The following is a 17,411-nucleotide window of genomic DNA, read 5'->3' on the forward strand; positions in this document are numbered from 1 at the left end:
GGGTGCGGGCCGCCTGTCGAGGCCCGCCGTACTGACGCCGACACTACAAGGCTTCGGCAAAGAAGTCACCGGACTCCCGGACGAGGACCCGCGAAATTCAGCCGAGCCGGGCGTTGACTGCCGCCGGCGAGAAGACCTCGTTCACGAGAAGCGACGACATGCCGCGGATGGCGGCGTCCTCACCGAGGGCCGCCAGCCGCACGTCCAGGTGCCGCGTGGCGCGGGGCAGCGACATGGGATAAAGCGTTTCGCGGATGCCGCCTATCAGGGAAGACGATGCGAGGTCCCCGGCGATCAGCAGAACGGCGGGATTGAGGAGGCACACCACGGTGGCCATGACCTCGCCCAGCCGCTGCCCGGCCTCGTGGGTCAGGCGCATCGTGTCCACGTTTCCCGCCAGCAGCTGCCTGCGTACGTCGCGGCCGGACTCTGCGGGAATGCCGAGGTCCGTCATTTGGCGGGCGACGGCCCCGCCGCTGGCTCCGGCGGCCAGGCAGCCGAGTGAGCCGCACTGGCACACCAGCCCGGCAAATGCAGGGTGCCGGACATGGCCGATGTCGCCGGCGCCGCCGTCCACGCCCTGGTACACGCGGCCATGGATGACGAGGCCCGTGCCGATGCCGGTGGACACCTTGACCAGGCAGAGCGAACTGACTCCGGCAAACCCTGCACTGTACTCACCCACAGCCATGGCATCGGCGTCGTTCTCCACCAGGACCGGAACGGGGAATGACTCCTGGACCAGTTCCACGATGGGGTAGGCATCCCACCCAGGCAGGATCGGAGGCTGGCTGGGCCGAAGCGTCTGCGGGTCCACGGGCCCGGGGATGGACAGTCCGACGCCCGAGATCTTTGCCATGGGCACCTTGGCGCGCTTCAACAGGCGCTGCCCGGCGGCGGTGATGGCGTTCAGGACCTTCTCCGGGCCGTCGGTGACGGCAATGTCCAGATGCTCGTCGACAAGGATCTCACCGCCGAGGTCCGTGAGGGCCACCCGGCTGGAACGCGTCTCCACGGAAGCGGAGAGAGTGCAGGAGTGCTGTAGGTTGAAGGCGAGGTCGGTGGGCCGGCGGCCGCCCGAGGGCCGGGCCGAGCCCGCTTCCCGGATCAGTTCGGCGCGAAGGAGCGCGTCCACGCGCTGGGCCACCGTCATCCGGGACATGCCGGTCTCTTCCTGGATGTCCCCACGGGTCCGCGCCCTGCCGGAGCGGATCAGGTGCAGGACATCACCGGGTCCCACGTACATTTGCGGCTCCTTTTGTCGCAAGGCATTCCTGCCATCCTAGGGGTTTGACGCTGTTGAAGCGCAGAAGGCGGCGATCTTCAAGCCGAATCATTCTGCAGCTAATGCTAGACAGCTAGACAACATTTGGATAGCCTTTAGGCACAAGTTCCGACTGTGACTGCGCTCACTGCCGGAAATTTCCAGTAACTGTCATTCCATCCGGCCGGCGCGGTCCGGGCGGAGGAGCGGAAGCTGAGGCGCGAATCCCGCGGCACCGGTGCTGGTGCCGCCGTAGACAGGAGCATCCAAGTGACCATAACCAGAGGCCGATCAAAACTGGCCGTGCTCGCCGCAGCGTCGCTGTCGGTGGCAATGCTTGCAGGCTGTACGCAGGGCGGTGAATCCGACGGCGGTTCCACCGACGGCGGCAACGCTGAAGCTATTACCGTTTGGACCGCGGATACCCTCCCGGACCGTGTGGCCAAGACCAAGGAAATCATCGCCAAGTTCACCGAGGAAACCGGCGTTGAGGTTGAACTCGTCGGCGTTCCGGAGGACCAGTTCAACCAGGTCCTGACCTCCTCCGCAGCGGCCGGTGACCTGCCGGACGTCATCGGCTCCATCTCGCTGGCCCAGGTCCGCACCCTCGCTGCCAACGACCTGGTTGACCCCGCCGCCAACAAGGCTGTGGTGGAAACCCTCGGTGAAGACACCTTCACCCCGCGCGCCCTCGAGCTGACACGCGACGGCGATGAGCAGCTGAGCGTGCCGGACTCGTCCTGGCAGCAGCTGCTTTACTACCGCAAGGACCTCTTCGACAAGGCCGGCATCACGGCGCCGAAGACCTACGACGACATCAAGGCCGCAGCCGAGAAGCTGGATTCCCCGGAACTTGCCGGCCTGGTGGCCGCCAACAAGCCGGGCGAAGCCTTTACCCAGCAGACCTTCGAGCACATCGCCCAGGGCAATGGCTGCGAAATGGTCAACGACCAGGGGGACATCACTTTCGACAGCCCCGAGTGCGTGCGCGCACTGGAGTTCTACCGCGACACCCTGAAGAACTACTCGGTACCCGGTGCCCAGGACGTGGACACCGTTCGTGCGGCGTACTTCTCCGGCAAGGCCGCCATGGCGATCTGGTCCACGTTCATCCTCGATGAGATGGCCGGACTCCGCGACGACGCCATGCCCACCTGCCCCGAGTGCAAGGCCGACCCCGCCTTCCTGTCCAAGAACACCGGCGTAGTCACCGGCATCCAGGGCCCGGATGGCGATCAGCCGGCCCAGTTCGGTGAGGTCGTCTCCTGGACCATCACGGAGGGTTCAGCCACTGAATCCGCCCAGAAGTTCGTGGAGTACTTCATGAGCACGGGCTACGCGGACTGGCTGTCCATCGCTCCCGAAGGCCGGCTCCCGGTCCGTGCCGGCAACGCCGACAACGGCACCGAGTACGCGGACAAGTGGAAGGACATGCCTGCCGGCGTTGACCGCAAGGAACCGCTGGGCAAGTTCTACTCCGAGGACGTGCTCTCCATCCTCCAGAAGGGCCCGGACGAGCTGAAGCGCTGGGGCATCACCCAGGGCCAGGGCGACCTGGTGGGCGCGGCACTGGGTGAACTCCCGGTTGCCAAGGCCGTCAGTGACGTCACCTCCGGCGGCGTTGACCCGGAGAAGGCAGCCAAGCAGGCCGCCGAGACCCTTCGTTCCATCCAGGGTTCATTGAAGTGAAACTGAATAAGGACGCCCCGGCAGGGCAGGCGGCACGCGCCGCCGCCCTGCCGGGGCGCCGGCCCCGGCGTTCCCCCATGGCCAGGGAGGAACAGCGGGCCGGCCTGACCCTGCTCTCGCCCACCCTGGTCCTGGTTCTGGTCATGGTGGTCCTGCCGATTCTTTGGACCATCCTGCTCGCCTTCCAGAAGGTCCGGATTCTGAACATCCGCTCCGTCGGACTCTTCGGCCCGTACACGGTGGCCAACTTTGACCAGGTCTTTTCGGGCTCGTTCTTCCAGGCGCTGGGCACTACCCTGGCGTACTCCGTCCTGGGCACCACCGGCGCTATCCTGCTGGGCCTGGTCGCCTCGCTGGCCCTTCGCAAACCCTTCAAGGGCCGGACGCTGATCCGGGCCTCCATGCTGCTGCCCTACGTGGCACCGATCGTGGCTGTCACGTTCACGTGGGCCACCATGCTTGACCCGCAGTTCGGCGTGGTCAACTACTGGGGCAAGCGGCTCTTCGGCTGGGAGGAGTCCATTCCCTTCCTGAGTGAGCGCGTCCGGGAAGTCAGCTTCCTGGGCATGCAGCTTGAGGTACCCACGGCCCTCATCGCCGTGATTCTTTTCGAGGCCTGGCGCTCCTTCCCCTTCGCTTTCCTCTTCCTGACGGCCCGCCTGCACGCGGTGCCGGACAGCCTGGAGGAAGCCGCCCGCGTGGACGGCGCCACACCCATCCAGCGGTTCTTCTACATCATCCTTCCCCAGCTGCTGCCCACCATCGCGATGCTGTCGGTGCTGCGCTTCATCTGGACGTTCAACAGCTTTGACGACATCTACCTGCTCACCGGCGGCGGCGCCGGCACGGAAGTGGTGGCCGTGACGGTCTACAACTTCCTGACTGCCCGCGGCGACATCGGTGCGGCGTCCGCGCAGGCGCTGGTCCTTGCACTCATCCTGGGCCTGTTCGTCGGCATCTACATCAAGTTCTTCACCAGGAAAGAGGAGGTCTCCTGATGGCGGTACCCGTTGAGACCAGGCGCACTTCCTCTAAGAGGGCGGAGCGCCCCGGGCTGTCCCGCGATGTAGTGGAGACCAAGGTGTTCGGCGTCCTGCGGTGGGTGGTGATCATCGGGCTGCTGCTGGTGACGCTCTTCCCGTTCTATTACATGTTCATCCTGTCCATCCGGCCGCTGGAATCGCTCTTGAGCGACCCCGGCTCCCTGGTGATTCCATTCCAGGAACTGAACTGGAGCGCCTACACGTCCATCATGGCCACGCAGGAGGACGGCGGTCATGGCTTCCTGAAGTTCATGGGCAACAGTGCGATCGTGGCGCTGGGGACCGTGCTGATCTCGCTGCTGGTAGCTATCCCGGGTTCCTACGCCATCAGTCGGCTGAACTTCTTCGGCCGCCGCCAGGTGAGCGGCCTGTTCCTGGCGGTCTACCTGTTTCCCAGCATCCTGCTGGCCATCCCGCTATTCACCTTTTTCACCAGAATCGGCCTCCGCGGCCAGCTGGTGGCGCTGCTGATTGTGTACGTGGCACAGGTGATTCCGGTGACCATCTATATGCTGCGGAACTACTTCGACACCATCCCCACCAGCCTTGAGGAAGCCGCCGCGCTGGATGGCTGCAGCCGCCTGGGAGTGCTGCGGAGGATCAGCCTGCCGCTGGCCATGCCGGCCATCGTAAGCAACGGCCTGTTCGTCTTCATGATCGCGTGGAACGAATTCCTGTTCGCATTGCTGTTCCTGGTGAACTCGCGCCCCAACTGGACGGTCTCACTGGGCCTGTCCCAGCTGGCCGGCAGTATTGAGGTGCCTGCCACGGTCCTGATGGCCGGTTCCGTGATCCTCACGCTGCCGATCATCATTATCTTCTTCGCCGCCGAACGACTTCTCACCGAGGGCCTGACAGCGGGAGCTGAGAAGGGGTGACGGGCAAACACGCACAGGAAAACATGCAGGAAAGCACGACGGCGGCGCTCACCGAAGAGGTGCGGAACCTTCTCGAGGCGCACTGGCGGCCGGAGCACGGCTACTCGGTGCCGAACCCCGGCACCTATCCGCATCTGTGGCTGTGGGACTCCTGCTTCCACGCCATCATCTGGGCGAAGCTGGGGGATGCCCGCGCCGTCAAGGAACTCGATGCTGTCCTGGCCGGGCAGCTGGAGAACGGGATGGTCCCGCACATGCGGTATGGCGGAGAAGGCCCGGACACCTGGCTGGGCCCCCTCACCCGGACGTCCTCCCTCACCCAGCCGCCCATGTTTGGCCACACGATCAAACTGCTGGCGGACGCCGGCATCGCCTTGGCTCCGGAAACGCTGGCCAGGGCAAAGGCCGGGCTCGACTGGCTGTGGGACAACCGGCGCACCCCCGAGGACCTCATTTACGTGGTCCATCCCTGGGAAGCGGGCAACGACCACTCGCCGCGCTGGGACGACTGGGGTGCCCCCGGCCGCACCAGGGAAGGGTACAGCCGTCCGGCCCGCACGGCCTGGAACAAAGAGCGGATGAAGGAGGTAACGTTCTCCGATGACGGGGCCGCAAGCTGGTCCACCAGCTTTGTAGCGTGCCCCGCGGCGTTCAACGCCTACACGGCCTTCAACATGCGCGAACTGGCGTTGGTGACCGGAGACAAGGAACTGGCGGACCGGGCGGACGCCATTGCGGCTGCGATGGACGAGCATCTGTGGGATGCCGGCGAGCAGCTGTGGTCCGACCTGGCAGTGGTCGGCGGCGGACCTTCGGCCGCCATCCCGATCAGCGACGGCGTCATGGGTGCCCTGGTCACCGCCGATCCGGACAAAGCCCGCGCCGCCCTGTCCCAGCTGTGGGACCCGGTCCGCTTCGGGGCCGAGTTCGGCCCGGCGAACGTGGCCCGGCAGCACCCGGCCTACGATCCGGACACCTACTGGCGCGGCCCGGCCTGGCCCCCGCTGAACTACTTGTTCCAGCGGGCTTTCCTCGGTCAGGGTATGGCGCGGGAAGCCGAGGCCATGGCGGAGGTCACGGCGAAGGGCGCCATGGCCAGCGGCTGGGCCGAATACTGGAACCCGGAGAACGGGCGCGGCCTCGGCGCCGTGCCCCAGAGCTGGGCGGGCCTGGTCATTGCCATGCAGCAGTAGCCACGCGGAGGACGGCGCGGGCCAGGCAGGCATGGCCCGCGTCGTTCGGATGCACCGTGTCGTCGTCCAGCATGGTGGCCGCGTCCCAGTCGGGAGCCTCCGCCAGCACCGCCTGGGAATTTCCGGCTATGGCCTGCCGCAGTGCTTCGTTGTAGGTGTCCACCAGTATGTTGGAGCCCTGGTTGTGCGGGGGGTAGAGGCTGAAGTCCAGCAGGGGCGGCTGGACCACGGCCACTACCAAAGCCTCCGGCGCCGCCGTTCGGACCGCGCCAAGGACGGTACGCAGCGACTCGGCATAGTCCGCAAGGGCCGACGCCGATTGCCCGGCCAGGCGGAGATCGTTCAGTCCCGTCATCAGCAGGTAGAGGGCGGCCGGCGGGGGAGGGTCAGCCAGTACCAGGCCGGCCGTTCCGGTGCTGCTGCTGCCGCCGACGCCGCGGTTGTCCAGCTCCAGTCCCAGACCGGCCGCCACCCGGGCCGCCAGGCACGTTTCCGGTGCGGACGCGCCGTCCCCGTCAATCCACGAATGTCCGTAGGAAACCATCAGCCGCATTGCGGCAACCACCCTTCTCCTGGCTCCGTCCGGCAGGCGCCGGGCGGTTCTGGTAACGTTATCAAACCAAGCAAACCGATCGGAAGACCATGAGCCACAATCCTCCCCGGCGCTACGACAAGTTCCCCACCGTGACCGTTCCAGGCGACCACCGCGCCTGGTCAGGCGCAGACGCCTGGCGGGAAATTGCCGCCCGGGGCACCCGGACCATCGTGGTGGACACTTACCCTGGCACGGACCTCCCGGAACTGAAGCGGTGCATCGCCGAGGCACTCCCCGGCCACCGCCTTCTCGACGTAGAGGAGCGGGCGGCCCGGCCCATCGCGGAAATCGACGCCCTGATCGAGGCCAACCTCACCGACGACAGGGTCTTCGGCGTTCTCAGCCACCACACCCTACGCGACTTCTACGACGCCGAAAGGCTTGCCGCGCTCGCGACGGAAGTGTCGTCGGCGGACGCTCCCGTGGTCCTGGTGGGCTGGGGGGCGGCGCTGGTGCCGCTGCCGGAACGCACCCTGGTGCTGGCCGACATGGCCCGCTGGGAACTGCAGCAGCGGCAACGTGCCGGTGCTCCGAACTGGCGCTGCGACAACGGCGGCGAGGACAACCTGCGCAAGTACAAGCGCAGCTTCTTCGTTGAGTGGCGCGTGGCGGACCGGCACAAGCGGCAGCTGTTCGGCGAGCTGGACTACGTCCTGGACACCAACCGCAGCACCTCCAAGGCCACGCTCATCACCGGGAACACGTTCCACCGCGGAATGGCGGCCGCGGCGTCGGCGCCGTTCCGGGTGGTGCCCTTCTTCGACCCCGGCGTATGGGGCGGGCAGTGGATGAAGCATGTCATCGGCCTGGACAGCGACGCGGACAACTACGCCTGGTGCTTTGACTGCGTGCCGGAGGAGAACAGCATCCTGCTCGACGTCGGAGGGACAGTCATCGAACTGCCGTCCATCGACGTCGTGTTCACCCAGCCCAAGGCGCTCCTTGGCCAGCAGACCTACGCGAGGTTCGGCGCCGAGTTCCCCATCCGCTTCGACTTCCTGGACACCATGGAAGGCGGCAACCTTTCGCTGCAGGTGCATCCGCTGACGGACTACATCCAGGACCGCTTCGGCATGCACTACACGCAGGATGAGAGCTACTACCTCCTGGACTGTGACGACGACGCGGTGGTGTATCTGGGGCTGAAATCCGGTACGGATCCGGATGACATGTTGAAGGCCTTGAGGAAAGCGTCCGACGGCGGCACATCCTTCCCGGCCGAAGATTACGTCAACGCGTTCCCGGCCAAGAAGCATGACCACTTCTCCATTCCCGCCGGGACAGTCCACTGCTCGGGTGCCAATTCGATGGTGCTGGAGATTTCGGCCACGCCCTACATCTTTACGTTTAAGATGTGGGACTGGGGCCGGCTGGGACTCGACGGCCGCCCCAGGCCCATCCACGTGGACCACGCCAGCCGGAACATCCAGTGGGAACGCGACACCGAATGGGCCCGCGAACAGCTCCTTGACCAAGTGGAACAGATCGGGTCGGGGCCGGGCTGGACTGAGGAACGGACCGGCCTGCACGAGCTGGAATTCATCGAGGTTCGCAGGCACTGGTTCACCGATGTGGTGGAGCACCATACGCAGGGCACGGTGAATGTGCTGAACCTGGTGGAAGGCCCCGAGGCGGTTGTCGAGAGCCCGGACGGCGCGTTTGAACCCTTCGTGGTCAGCTACGCCGAAACGTTCATCATCCCGGCGTCGGTGGGTGCCTACACGATCCGTCCGCACGGCAGCGGCGTGGGCCGGAAGCTGGGTACCGTGAAGGCCTTTGTGCGCGGGACTCAGACGGCGTTGCCGGCCGCCCTCGCCCAGTAGGCGGCACCCACCAGCCCGGCTTCCTCTGAGCGTTCGGCCTTGCGGAGGGGGAGTCGGACCAGGCCCGGCTCCACCGAGGCGATGCCCCGCCGGAGGGAGGGTTCCACCAGGTCCCAGGATCCGGTCATGGACCCGCCCACCACCAGCACCTCTGCCCCGAAACGTTTGAGGTAAGGAGCGGCGGCGGCGCCGGCCGCCCCGAAGGCATGGTCCAGCACCGCTGCCGCCATAGGGTCCCCGGCCCGGGCGGCTCCGGCGATTTCCCGCACGTCCGGGGTGCCGGCGTCGTGGTTTTCCCCGGGCGCGGCTGCGGCCGCGTAGGCCCGACGGATCGCACGCCGGGAGACGGTGTCCTCGAGGGGGAGCCCGCCATACGTCAACAGGTAGCAGCTTCCCTCCGGCGGTACTTCACTGCCGCTCTTCACCGGGACTCCGTCGGCCAGGAATGACGAACCCACGCCGGTTCCCAGGGTGATGCACACGGCGCGCCGGCTGCCGCCCGCAGCGCCAAGGGCCACCTCGCCGATTCCGAAGGCGTCGGCGTCATTGAGGAAGCTGATGCTGCGGGCCGTCGTGCCGAGCCTTCGGGCCAGCTCCGCACCTACATCCACGCCCTTGAGCTCATCGAACTTTCCCACGTGCTCATACAGCGCCACCCCGGCCGCGTAATCGAAGGGCCCCGGCAGCGCCACCCCCCAGGCTCCGCTGTGGGCGGCGCCCAAACCCGCAGCTGCCGCCGCGATCGCGTCCAGGAGGCCGCCAGCAGGAGCATGTGCATCGAGGCCGCGCCGCACAATGCTGTCCTGTGCCACCCGCCACCCGCCACCGGGACCATGGACCATTGCGGCGGTTACATGCGTGCCGCCAATTTCCAGCACGGGTGTTGGTGGAAGGGGATGGTTCACGCGGTGTCTCCTGGCTGTTGGTAACGTTGACAGCGTCCGGCGCGAAGCGGCCGCGGCGCACGTCCATTGCAAGTCTTCGGGGTGAAAAAATGTCCGGCACCACTGCCAACTCTGCGCCCACCGTCCGGGACGTCGCAGCCCTGGCCGGTGTCAGCCCGATGACGGTTTCCCGGACCATGGCCGGCGGCCGCAACGTCCGCCCCGAGGTGCAGGACCGCGTGCGCGCTGCGGTGGAAAAACTCGGCTACCGGCCCAACCAGAGCGCGCGGAACACCCGCCTGCGCAAGCCCACCGGCCTCATCGGGGTGGCTGTCACCAACCTCGCCAACCCCTACTACGGGCAGTTCGCCCTCGGTGTCGAGGAGGTTGCGGCCGCATACGGGAGGCAAATCGTCATGGGTACCAGCGGTGGCGATCCCGGGAAGGAAGACCGGCTCCTGGCGGAGTTCGCGGACCGCCAGCTGGAAGGCGTGATCCTGGTGCCCGCGGGGCGGGACCTTGCCGCACAGAGCGTGCCCGGAGCGAGGGCCCTTCCCGGGGCCGGTGCGCTTCCCGTGGTCCTGGCCACGCGGACCGTCGGCAACACGGAATACGACGCCGCCCTCGTGGACGACGTGAACGGGGCTGCGGCGGGAACCGCGGTGCTGCTGGCACAGGGCCATCGGCGGATCGGATTCATCGGCGACCTCGCGGGCACGTCCACGGCGCAGCGGCGCTACGAGGGATTCCGGCAGGCCCTCGAGGACGCCGGCACGGCGTTTGATGAAGGCCTTTTGGCCGCCGTCAGGGACACGGCATTGGCGGCAGCCGCCGTGCACCGGCAGTTGGCCTGCCGCCAGCCGCCCACAGCCTTCTTTTCGGCCAACAACCGGACCACGGTGGGCGCGCTGCGCGCCATCTGCGAGTGGCGCACGGAAGGGCACGATGCCGGCGTGCCGGCGCTGGCCAGCTTCGATGATGTGGAGCTCGCCGACCTCCTGGGCATTCCGCTCACAGTGATGTCCCACGATCCGCGGCGACTGGGGGCCGCGGCCGCCAGGATGCTCTTCGAGCGGCTGGAAGGTAAGGCGGGTCCCGAACCGCGGGTGGTCCAGCTGCCGGTCAGCGTGCACAGCTATTAGGTCCGCTCAACTGCGATCCGGCGGCCGCCCTCCCGGGCGGACAGGGCGGCGGCTTCAACGATCGCCTGGATCTGCACGGCCCGCTCCACATCGACGGTGGGCGTCCTCCCCAGCCGGACAGCGTCGGCGAACTCCCGGCGAAGGATGGGCCAGCATTCTGCATGGTCCATCCCCTCGGTGGTGTAGTCCAGGGTCCCTGCGGGGGAGTAGACGCTGAGTCTGGTCCTGACCGCCGGCAGCTGCACGGATCCGGACAGTGACGCCTGGCCGGTGGCACCGCCGGCATGGAAGGTCGTCAGCGCTGCGTAGTCCCGGCTGCCGTGGGCGCTGACCGCCTCGATCGGTCCTGCCGCAAGCTCCATCAGGTCCAGCAGGTGCGGGCCAAGGTCATACAGGGCGCCGAGCTCGTCCCGCCAGCCCGTCTTTCGCTGGCCCGAAGGCAGACCTGCGCTCAGGAAGCCGCCGGCCAGGAAACCGCCGTGAAGGTAGGTTCCGGTGATGCCCAGCACCGGCGCCTCCTCGCCGAGTTCGGCAGCGGCGGCCAGGAAGGACCGGGTCCGCGGGTGGTACCGCTTGGTGAGGACGACCGCGTTCGGCGTCCGGTTGCGCCGCACGGCCTCGGCCACCGCTGACGCCTGCTCCAGCGAGCCGCCCAGCGGCTTTTCCAGGAGCAGCGCCAGGCCGGCATCGGCTGCCCGCGGGGCAAGCGCGGCCTGGACGGTGGGCGGAGCTGCGAAGTCGACCGCCTCGCAGGAAGCCAGCAATTCCTCGAAGGATTCGAATGCGCGGACTCCGTGCTGCGCGGCCAGCGCGGCAGAGCTGCGGCCGCCGCCGGACCAAATGCCCACCAACTCCGTTTCGGCTCCGGCGGTGTGGAGCGGAGCGTGCATGGTGGCGGCCCACTGGCCCGCGCCGACCAAGCCGACCCGGACCGGGGGATAGCTGGCCGCTGAGGGGGCAGGAGCAGGGGAGGAAGTCATGGGAAAAACGTACTGCAGATTCTGCATAATTTCTATACACAAGTGGGCTAGTTCTTATGCTAATGTCGATTGCATCACATGAGTGCATCCACTCTTTCCGACGTCAAAGGACCGCCCCACAGTGTCCCGATTCCTGCGAATAGCGGCGCCCCGCAGCGTCGCCATCATTGATCAGCCTCCCGCGCCGCTTGAGCCGGGCCAGGTCCGCATCAGGACCATTTACTCCGGTATCTCCGCCGGCACCGAGCTGACCGCCTATCGCGGCACCAACCCCTACCTGACCTCCGTGTGGGACCCAAAGTCCCGCCTCTTCGAGCCCGGCCAGGAGTCCCTTGGATATCCGCTGGACGGCTGGGGCTACTCGGAAGTGGGCGAAGTGGTGGAGGTTGCCCCGTCTGTCCGCGCCGGAACTGAAGGTGCCGAAGCGGACCCGCCCGTCCAGCCCGGCGACGTGGTCTGGGGCATCTGGGGCCACCGGGACGAAGGAATCCTCGCGGCAGAGCAGCTGCGGGGCCACGTCCTGCCACCCGGCGTGGACCCGATGTCCGGGGCGTTCGTCCGGGTGGGCGCCATCGCACTGAGTGCTGTGCTTGCGGCCGACCTCGGACCGGGTTCCACGGTGGCCATCTTCGGCCAAGGAGTCATTGGCCTGCTGGCCACCCGCTTCGCGGTGCTGAATGGCGCCAACGTGATAGCCGTGGACGGCATCGAAGCGCGGCGCAACAAGGCCCTGGAATGGGGTGCCGGCCATGCGCTTGCGCCCACTCCGCAGCTCGCGGGAGGCATCCGGCGGATCACCGCAGGGGCGGGCGTGGACGTGGCCATCGAGCTGAGCGGAAACTACAGGGCCCTGCATGAGGCAACCCGCGCGGTGGGAGCTGACGGTACCGTCATCGCCGCAGGGTTCTACCAGGGCGAGGCTGCAGGTGTTCGCTTCGGTGAAGAGTTCCACCACAACCGGGTCCAGCTCCTGGCCTCACAGATCGGTTCCGTCCCCAATCGGCTCCGTTCCCGCTGGACGGTCCCCCGGCTGCAGCAGACGGTTGCGGACCACCTCGCCCGCGGGCTGGTGGACGCCCCCTCGCTTGTTACCCACACCTTCCCCCTGGCTGATGCAGCCAAGGCCTACGAACTCCTGGACACGGATGCCGCATCCGCCCTCCAGGTTGTATTGGAGTTCCCATGACCCTCATCACCGTGCAGGAGCAGCACCTTCCAGGCATCAGCCTGGAAGAGAAATTCGAGCAGGCCGTGGCCTGGGGCTATGACGGGATCGAGCTCCGCTCCGCCGGGGACCTGCAGTTCCAGGCGCGGCTGCCGGAACTGCGCCGGGCGCGCCAGGCCGGGGTCGTCATGCCCACCGCCTGTGTGGACATGACCCACTTCGTCGGCGCGTTCGACGCTGACCTGCGGAAGGACGCCGTCGCCCAGCTCAAATCCCAGCTGAGCGTCATGGCGGAGATCGGCGGCCGCGGCGTGATGACGCCCGCGTCCTACGGCATGTTCTCCAAGCGCCTCCCGCCGTTCGTCCCGCCCCGCACCGACGAGGAGGACACCGCCGTCCTGGTGGAAGCCTTCACCGCGCTGGGGGAGCACGCCGCGTCCGAGGGCGTGGAGATCTACCTTGAGCCGCTGAACCGCTACGAGGACCACATGGTCAACCGTCTTGCCGACGGCGTGCGGCTGCTGAAGCTCGTCGGGCTGGAGTCCGTGAAGCTCGCCCCGGACACCTACCACATGAACATCGAGGAAAGCGACCCGGCCGCCGCGCTCCAGGCCGCCGCCGCCTTCATCGGCCACGTCCAGGCCAGCGACTCCAACCGGCTCGAGCCGGGCGCAGGAAACATCGACTGGGCGCTGTTCGGCGCCACCCTGAAATCGATCGGCTACCAGGGAACCGTGGCGCTTGAATCGCGGCTGTCCGGGCCGGCATCGGACGTTCTCCCGCGCGTCCCCGCGCTGCTGGGGAGGTACCTGTGAACACCCCTGCCACAACTGACGACGGCGGAACGGCCGCGGGTGCCGCGGCTGCGGTCGGCGCACGGCAGATTGCCGCCCGGTCCATTGCCGTCCTGGAAGCCAACTGGCGCACGACCCACACGGTTCCCGCCGGCGGCCTGTACCCGCACCAGTGGAGCTGGGACTCAGCCTTCATCGCCATCGGCCTGAGCCGGATTTCCCCGCGGCGGGCCGGCCAGGAGATGGACGCCCTTTTCGCCGGCCAGTGGGACGACGGCAGGCTGCCTCAGATCATTTTCGATCCCTACCGCGACGCGGATTACGCCCCCGGCGCCTCGTTCTGGCAGTCCAGCCGGATCCCCGGCGCCCCGAAGCACGTTGAAACTGCCGGACTGGTCCAGCCGCCCAACCACGCCTGGGCCGTCTGGAAGATCCACCAGGCCGACCCCGCGGAATCAAGGCGCCGCTCCTTCCTGGAACGGAACTATTCCAAGCTGGTGCACTGGCACGAATACCTCTCCGGGCGGCGCGACCGCAACGGATCGGGGCTGGCATGCATCGTCCACCCCTGGGAGTCGGGCACGGACAACTCCCCGCTGTGGGACACCGTGATGAAGCGTATCCCCGGCGACTGCAAGACCGTCCTGAACCGGCCTGACCTGCAGCACGCGGATGCCGGCGAGCGCCCCAGCCAGAAGGAGTACGGTAAATATTTCTGGATGGCGGAGCGCTACCGCGACCACAACTGCGATGACGCGGATCCGGACTATCCCTTCCTGATGGAGGATCCGCTCTTCAACACCCTCCTCGCGGTGTCGGAACTGGCGCTGGCGGAGATCGCCACTGAACTCGGGCTGCCTGCAGAGGCGCACCTCGAGCGGGCCGGCCGGATCAGCGCTGCGCTGGAGGCACTCTACGTTCCGGAACTGGGCTGCTACTCCGCCCGCGACGCCACGGACGGAACCATGGTCCACAAAGCCACCGTCAACGGCCTCATCCCGCTGCTGCTCACGGAACTGCCGCACGCGGACGCCCTGCTGGAGACCCTCTACGGCCCGCGCTTCATGGGGAACAACGCCCTCATGGTGCCCAGCTACGATGCCACGGCAGAGGACCACAACCCCGCCCTGTACTGGCGCGGCCCGGCCTGGTTCAACATGAGCTGGATGGTCTCCGTCGCACTGGAGCAGCAGGGCCACACCGGGAAGGCCGCCTTCCTCCGCAACAACATTGCCCGGCTTGCCGCGGAGCAGGACTTCCCCGAATACGTGGACCCCTGGACCGGGGCCGCGCACGGCACCCGGAGCTTCAGCTGGACCGCCGCCCTCGCCCTCGAAACCACTTACCACGGGAGCCCGTCATGACCGCCGTTCCTCCTCCCTCAGCCGTCTCGGTCCTGGTGGCCCATGGCGCCATGATGCGCGGCGCGGCGGACGGCAGCGTCGGCACCGCCGACGCGCCGGCGCAGGGAACCGAAGGCCTCTACGTGGCGGACACCCGACTGCTGTCCCGCTGGATCCTGGAAATCGACGACTCCACCTTCTGGGACGTCGGAACAGTCCGTAGCCCGGGCCGCCGCGACACCGCACTCAGCCCCGTGGCTCGCCGCAACCAGACCCACGATCTCTTCGTCTTCCGCAGCCAGGAACTGGACGCGGCAGGCCTGACCGAGACCCTCTCCATCCGCAACCTGGGCCGCGAACCGATCACGACGCGGCTGGTGCTGCGCGCCGGAACGGACTTCGCGGACCAGTTCACGGTCCGGACGGACGGGCGCACCTTCGACCTCAGCGGCGCGGCCAGCAGCCTCTCCGTGGACGACGACGGCTCCCTCAACTTCGACTACCGGCACACCTACCGTGGGCGTACTTTCACCGCCGGTACCCGGGTAACCGCCAGCATCCCGCCGTCGGTCCGCCGGGAGCCGGCAGCGGACCGCTTCGTGGGCGCGGTGCTTTCCTGGGAGCTGCCGGTGGGCCCGGGCGAGTCCCGCAGCCTCAGCATTGCGGCGCGGTCCACCGCAGCCGGAAGCACGGCCAACGCAGCCACAGCCGCAGGTGCTGACCGGACGGCAGCCGGTGCCGGCGTCGTGCGCAACCCTGAGGGAAGCGCCCTCCGCAGGCAGTGCCTGACCGATCTCGACTCGCTGCTCATGCCCTGCCCCGTCAAGCCGGAGCTGACCATCCCCGCAGCCGGCCTTCCGTGGTTCCTGACGCTGTTCGGCCGGGATTCGCTGCTGTCCACGCTGTTGACGCGGGCGGAGCGGCCTGAACTCCTGGCCGACGTCCTGCGGGCCATGGCGGCGACGCAGGGCACCGTCGATGATCCGTCCCGCGTGGAACAGCCGGGCAAGATGGTCCACGAGGTTCGTATCAGCGAACTGGCCCAGCTGGGCGCCGTTCCCTACGGCCGCTACTACGGCACCGTGGATTCAACGCCGCTGTTCCTGATGGCTCTGGGCCAGGTCAAGGACCCGGCGCTGCTGCGCGAACTCGAAGCGCCGGCACGCGCGGCCGTGGACTGGATGCTGGGGGACGGCGGCCTCCGCGCCACCGGCTTCCTCCGCTACACCCCGGACCCCAACGGGCTGCTGCACCAGGGCTGGAAGGACTCGTTCGACGCCGTGGCGGGAGCGGACGGCCGCCAGCCCGAGGGTGCCATCGCCCTGGCGGAGGTCCAGGGCTATGCGTGGCGGGGCCTGCGCGAATGCGCCCGTGTCGCTGCGGAGCACTGGGGAGATACCGCCTGGGCGGAGACCCTCCGCGTCCTCGCCGACGAGCTCAAAGCCCGTTTCCGGAAGGCTTTCTGGATGGAGGTCCACGATTTCCCCGCTCTCGCCGTGGACGGTGAAGGTGCCCAGGTGGATTCCCTGGCGTCCAACGCGGGCCACCTGCTGTGGGCCGGAATCCTGGACCCGGAGGACGCCCGCGCCGTGGCTACCCGGCTGCTCGAGCCGGATTTCTTCACCGGCTGGGGCATCCGGACCCTCGCCGAGGGCCAGTTCTACTACCACCCGATGTCCTACCACAACGGGTCCGTGTGGCCGCACGACACGATGCTCGCCGCCGAAGGCATGGCCGCCTACGGTTTCCTCGACGAGGCCCGCAAGGTGGCCGGCGGCATGCGGGATGCTGCCGCGCACTTCGGCAATACGCTCCCGGAGCTGTTCGGCGGGTTCTCCCGGACCGGCTTCCCGGTCCCGGTCACGTATCACCACGCCGGCTCCCCGCAGGCCTGGGCGGCTGCGGCCGGGCTGACGGCGGAGCGCCTGGCCGGCGGCGGCAGTGGAGCCGGAGGTGAGTAGGTTGCGTGAGCGTCCCCGCGCCGAGGGGCGTCCGCGGACGACGGCGGGACGCGCCGGCCGTGGCAGTCCTGCCACCGGCGCCGCCCAGGTTCCTCCATCCACCGGGGTCAACGCTGCCCCGGAAGCGCGAAGCGCCGGCATGGTGGAGGTCCGGGTCAAGGACAAGGCCCAGCTGCAGCAGGCCCTGGCGGATGCGGTCCGGACCGTCGAGGAGGCGGCCGAGCGCTACGGCACCGGCATCATGATCACCGACGTGGGGGACGGCTGCTACGTGGTCCGTGCCCACCCCGCCGTGCCGTTCGGGCTGGTGCGGGAGCAGCCCGGCGGGGCCTAGCCGCTTCCGGAAACGTCCGTTTTGGACGCGCAAAGTTGCTCTCGACGTGGCTATTCAAAGGCGCACCTCATATCTGAGGTGCGCCTTTGCGCATGCGCGTCGAACCCGAATCTGCGTGTCGATAGGAAGCCCGGCTTACTACCTCTGGCGCTGCCGCTCCTCCGTGCCTAGACTGGGCGGACCCCACTGACCATCGGCCGCGCCGGTGAGAGCGTCCCGCCACGACCCAGCCGAAGACAACGGCTGGTGCCCGGTTCGCAGTCCTGGCCGAAGGGGCGCGTCACTACCCAGTAATCATGGCTGTCCGCACGCGGTCAGCCTGG

At 67.8% G+C, this 17,411-nt stretch carries 15 protein-coding genes; 11 read left to right on the forward strand and 4 right to left on the reverse strand.

Annotated elements, in window-relative coordinates; genetic code table 11:
- Positions 1-97: 97 nt before the first annotated feature.
- Positions 98-1,246: an ROK family protein gene (locus tag ACIQCM_RS14305; RefSeq protein ID WP_400608057.1), complete on the reverse strand. Its 1,149-nt coding sequence runs from the start codon at positions 1,244-1,246 to the stop codon at positions 98-100.
- A 288-nt stretch (positions 1,247-1,534) separates the two neighbouring features.
- Between ACIQCM_RS14305 and ACIQCM_RS14310 the strand changes: the two genes are divergently transcribed.
- From ACIQCM_RS14310 to ACIQCM_RS14325, 4 genes are read left to right on the forward strand one after another with little or no spacing between them, the layout of a single operon-like run.
- On the forward strand, positions 1,535-2,953 hold the full coding sequence (locus ACIQCM_RS14310; protein ID WP_400608054.1) for an ABC transporter substrate-binding protein: 1,419 nt from the start codon (positions 1,535-1,537) through the stop codon (positions 2,951-2,953).
- Entirely contained in the window at positions 2,950-3,951 is a 1,002-nt protein-coding gene (locus ACIQCM_RS14315; protein WP_400608051.1) for a carbohydrate ABC transporter permease, read from the forward strand. The genes ACIQCM_RS14310 and ACIQCM_RS14315 overlap by 4 nt, the downstream gene beginning before the upstream one ends.
- Entirely contained in the window at positions 3,951-4,874 is a 924-nt protein-coding gene (locus tag ACIQCM_RS14320) for a carbohydrate ABC transporter permease (protein ID WP_400608048.1), read from the forward strand. Before ACIQCM_RS14315 ends, ACIQCM_RS14320 begins: the two co-directional genes overlap by 1 nt.
- Positions 4,875-4,897: 23 nt before the next feature.
- A complete protein-coding gene (locus ACIQCM_RS14325; protein WP_400608045.1) occupies positions 4,898-6,067 on the forward strand; it encodes an MGH1-like glycoside hydrolase domain-containing protein in 1,170 nt (389 codons plus the stop codon).
- Here ACIQCM_RS14325 and ACIQCM_RS14330 read toward each other — a convergent pair.
- Positions 6,048-6,632, reverse strand: coding sequence for an SGNH/GDSL hydrolase family protein (locus tag ACIQCM_RS14330; RefSeq protein WP_400608042.1), 585 nt, complete (start codon positions 6,630-6,632; stop codon positions 6,048-6,050). The two genes, ACIQCM_RS14325 and ACIQCM_RS14330, sit on opposite strands and share 20 nt — an antisense overlap.
- 77 nt (positions 6,633-6,709) lie before the next feature.
- Between ACIQCM_RS14330 and ACIQCM_RS14335 the strand changes: the two genes are divergently transcribed.
- On the forward strand, positions 6,710-8,485 hold the full coding sequence (locus ACIQCM_RS14335) for a class I mannose-6-phosphate isomerase (RefSeq protein WP_400608039.1): 1,776 nt from the start codon (positions 6,710-6,712) through the stop codon (positions 8,483-8,485).
- Here ACIQCM_RS14335 and ACIQCM_RS14340 read toward each other — a convergent pair.
- Positions 8,452-9,390, reverse strand: a complete 939-nt coding sequence (locus tag ACIQCM_RS14340) for an ROK family protein (RefSeq protein WP_400608037.1) — start codon at positions 9,388-9,390, stop codon at positions 8,452-8,454. The genes ACIQCM_RS14335 and ACIQCM_RS14340 overlap by 34 nt on opposite strands.
- 89 nt (positions 9,391-9,479) lie before the next feature.
- Here ACIQCM_RS14340 and ACIQCM_RS14345 point away from each other — a divergent pair, with 89 nt between their 5' ends.
- On the forward strand, positions 9,480-10,511 hold the full coding sequence (locus ACIQCM_RS14345; protein ID WP_400608034.1) for a LacI family DNA-binding transcriptional regulator: 1,032 nt from the start codon (positions 9,480-9,482) through the stop codon (positions 10,509-10,511).
- On the opposite strand, the gene ACIQCM_RS14350 is transcribed toward ACIQCM_RS14345, so the two are convergent.
- Complete coding sequence (locus ACIQCM_RS14350; RefSeq protein WP_400608031.1) at positions 10,508-11,491, reverse strand: Gfo/Idh/MocA family protein; 984 nt, start codon at positions 11,489-11,491, stop codon at positions 10,508-10,510. The two genes, ACIQCM_RS14345 and ACIQCM_RS14350, sit on opposite strands and share 4 nt — an antisense overlap.
- Positions 11,492-11,612: 121 nt before the next feature.
- Here ACIQCM_RS14350 and ACIQCM_RS14355 point away from each other — a divergent pair, with 121 nt between their 5' ends.
- From ACIQCM_RS14355 to ACIQCM_RS14375, 5 genes are read left to right on the forward strand one after another with little or no spacing between them, the layout of a single operon-like run.
- Positions 11,613-12,677, forward strand: coding sequence for a zinc-binding alcohol dehydrogenase (locus ACIQCM_RS14355; RefSeq protein ID WP_400608028.1), 1,065 nt, complete (start codon positions 11,613-11,615; stop codon positions 12,675-12,677).
- Complete coding sequence (locus ACIQCM_RS14360; protein ID WP_400608025.1) at positions 12,674-13,471, forward strand: sugar phosphate isomerase/epimerase family protein; 798 nt, start codon at positions 12,674-12,676, stop codon at positions 13,469-13,471. The genes ACIQCM_RS14355 and ACIQCM_RS14360 overlap by 4 nt, the downstream gene beginning before the upstream one ends.
- Positions 13,468-14,814: an MGH1-like glycoside hydrolase domain-containing protein gene (locus tag ACIQCM_RS14365; RefSeq protein WP_400608022.1), complete on the forward strand. Its 1,347-nt coding sequence runs from the start codon at positions 13,468-13,470 to the stop codon at positions 14,812-14,814. Before ACIQCM_RS14360 ends, ACIQCM_RS14365 begins: the two co-directional genes overlap by 4 nt.
- The gene (locus tag ACIQCM_RS14370; protein WP_400608019.1) at positions 14,811-16,754 is read left to right on the forward strand and encodes a glycogen debranching N-terminal domain-containing protein; all 1,944 of its coding nucleotides are present in this window, start codon (positions 14,811-14,813) and stop codon (positions 16,752-16,754) included. Before ACIQCM_RS14365 ends, ACIQCM_RS14370 begins: the two co-directional genes overlap by 4 nt.
- Positions 16,747-17,088 (forward strand): hypothetical protein, encoded by a 342-nt coding sequence (locus tag ACIQCM_RS14375; RefSeq protein WP_400608017.1) that lies wholly within the window; start codon positions 16,747-16,749, stop codon positions 17,086-17,088. The genes ACIQCM_RS14370 and ACIQCM_RS14375 overlap by 8 nt, the downstream gene beginning before the upstream one ends.
- Positions 17,089-17,411 lie beyond the last annotated feature (323 nt).

Origin of the sequence: Pseudarthrobacter sp. NPDC092439 (genome assembly GCF_044754945.1) — a bacterium.
In the GTDB taxonomy this organism is placed as follows: domain Bacteria; phylum Actinomycetota; class Actinomycetes; order Actinomycetales; family Micrococcaceae; genus Arthrobacter.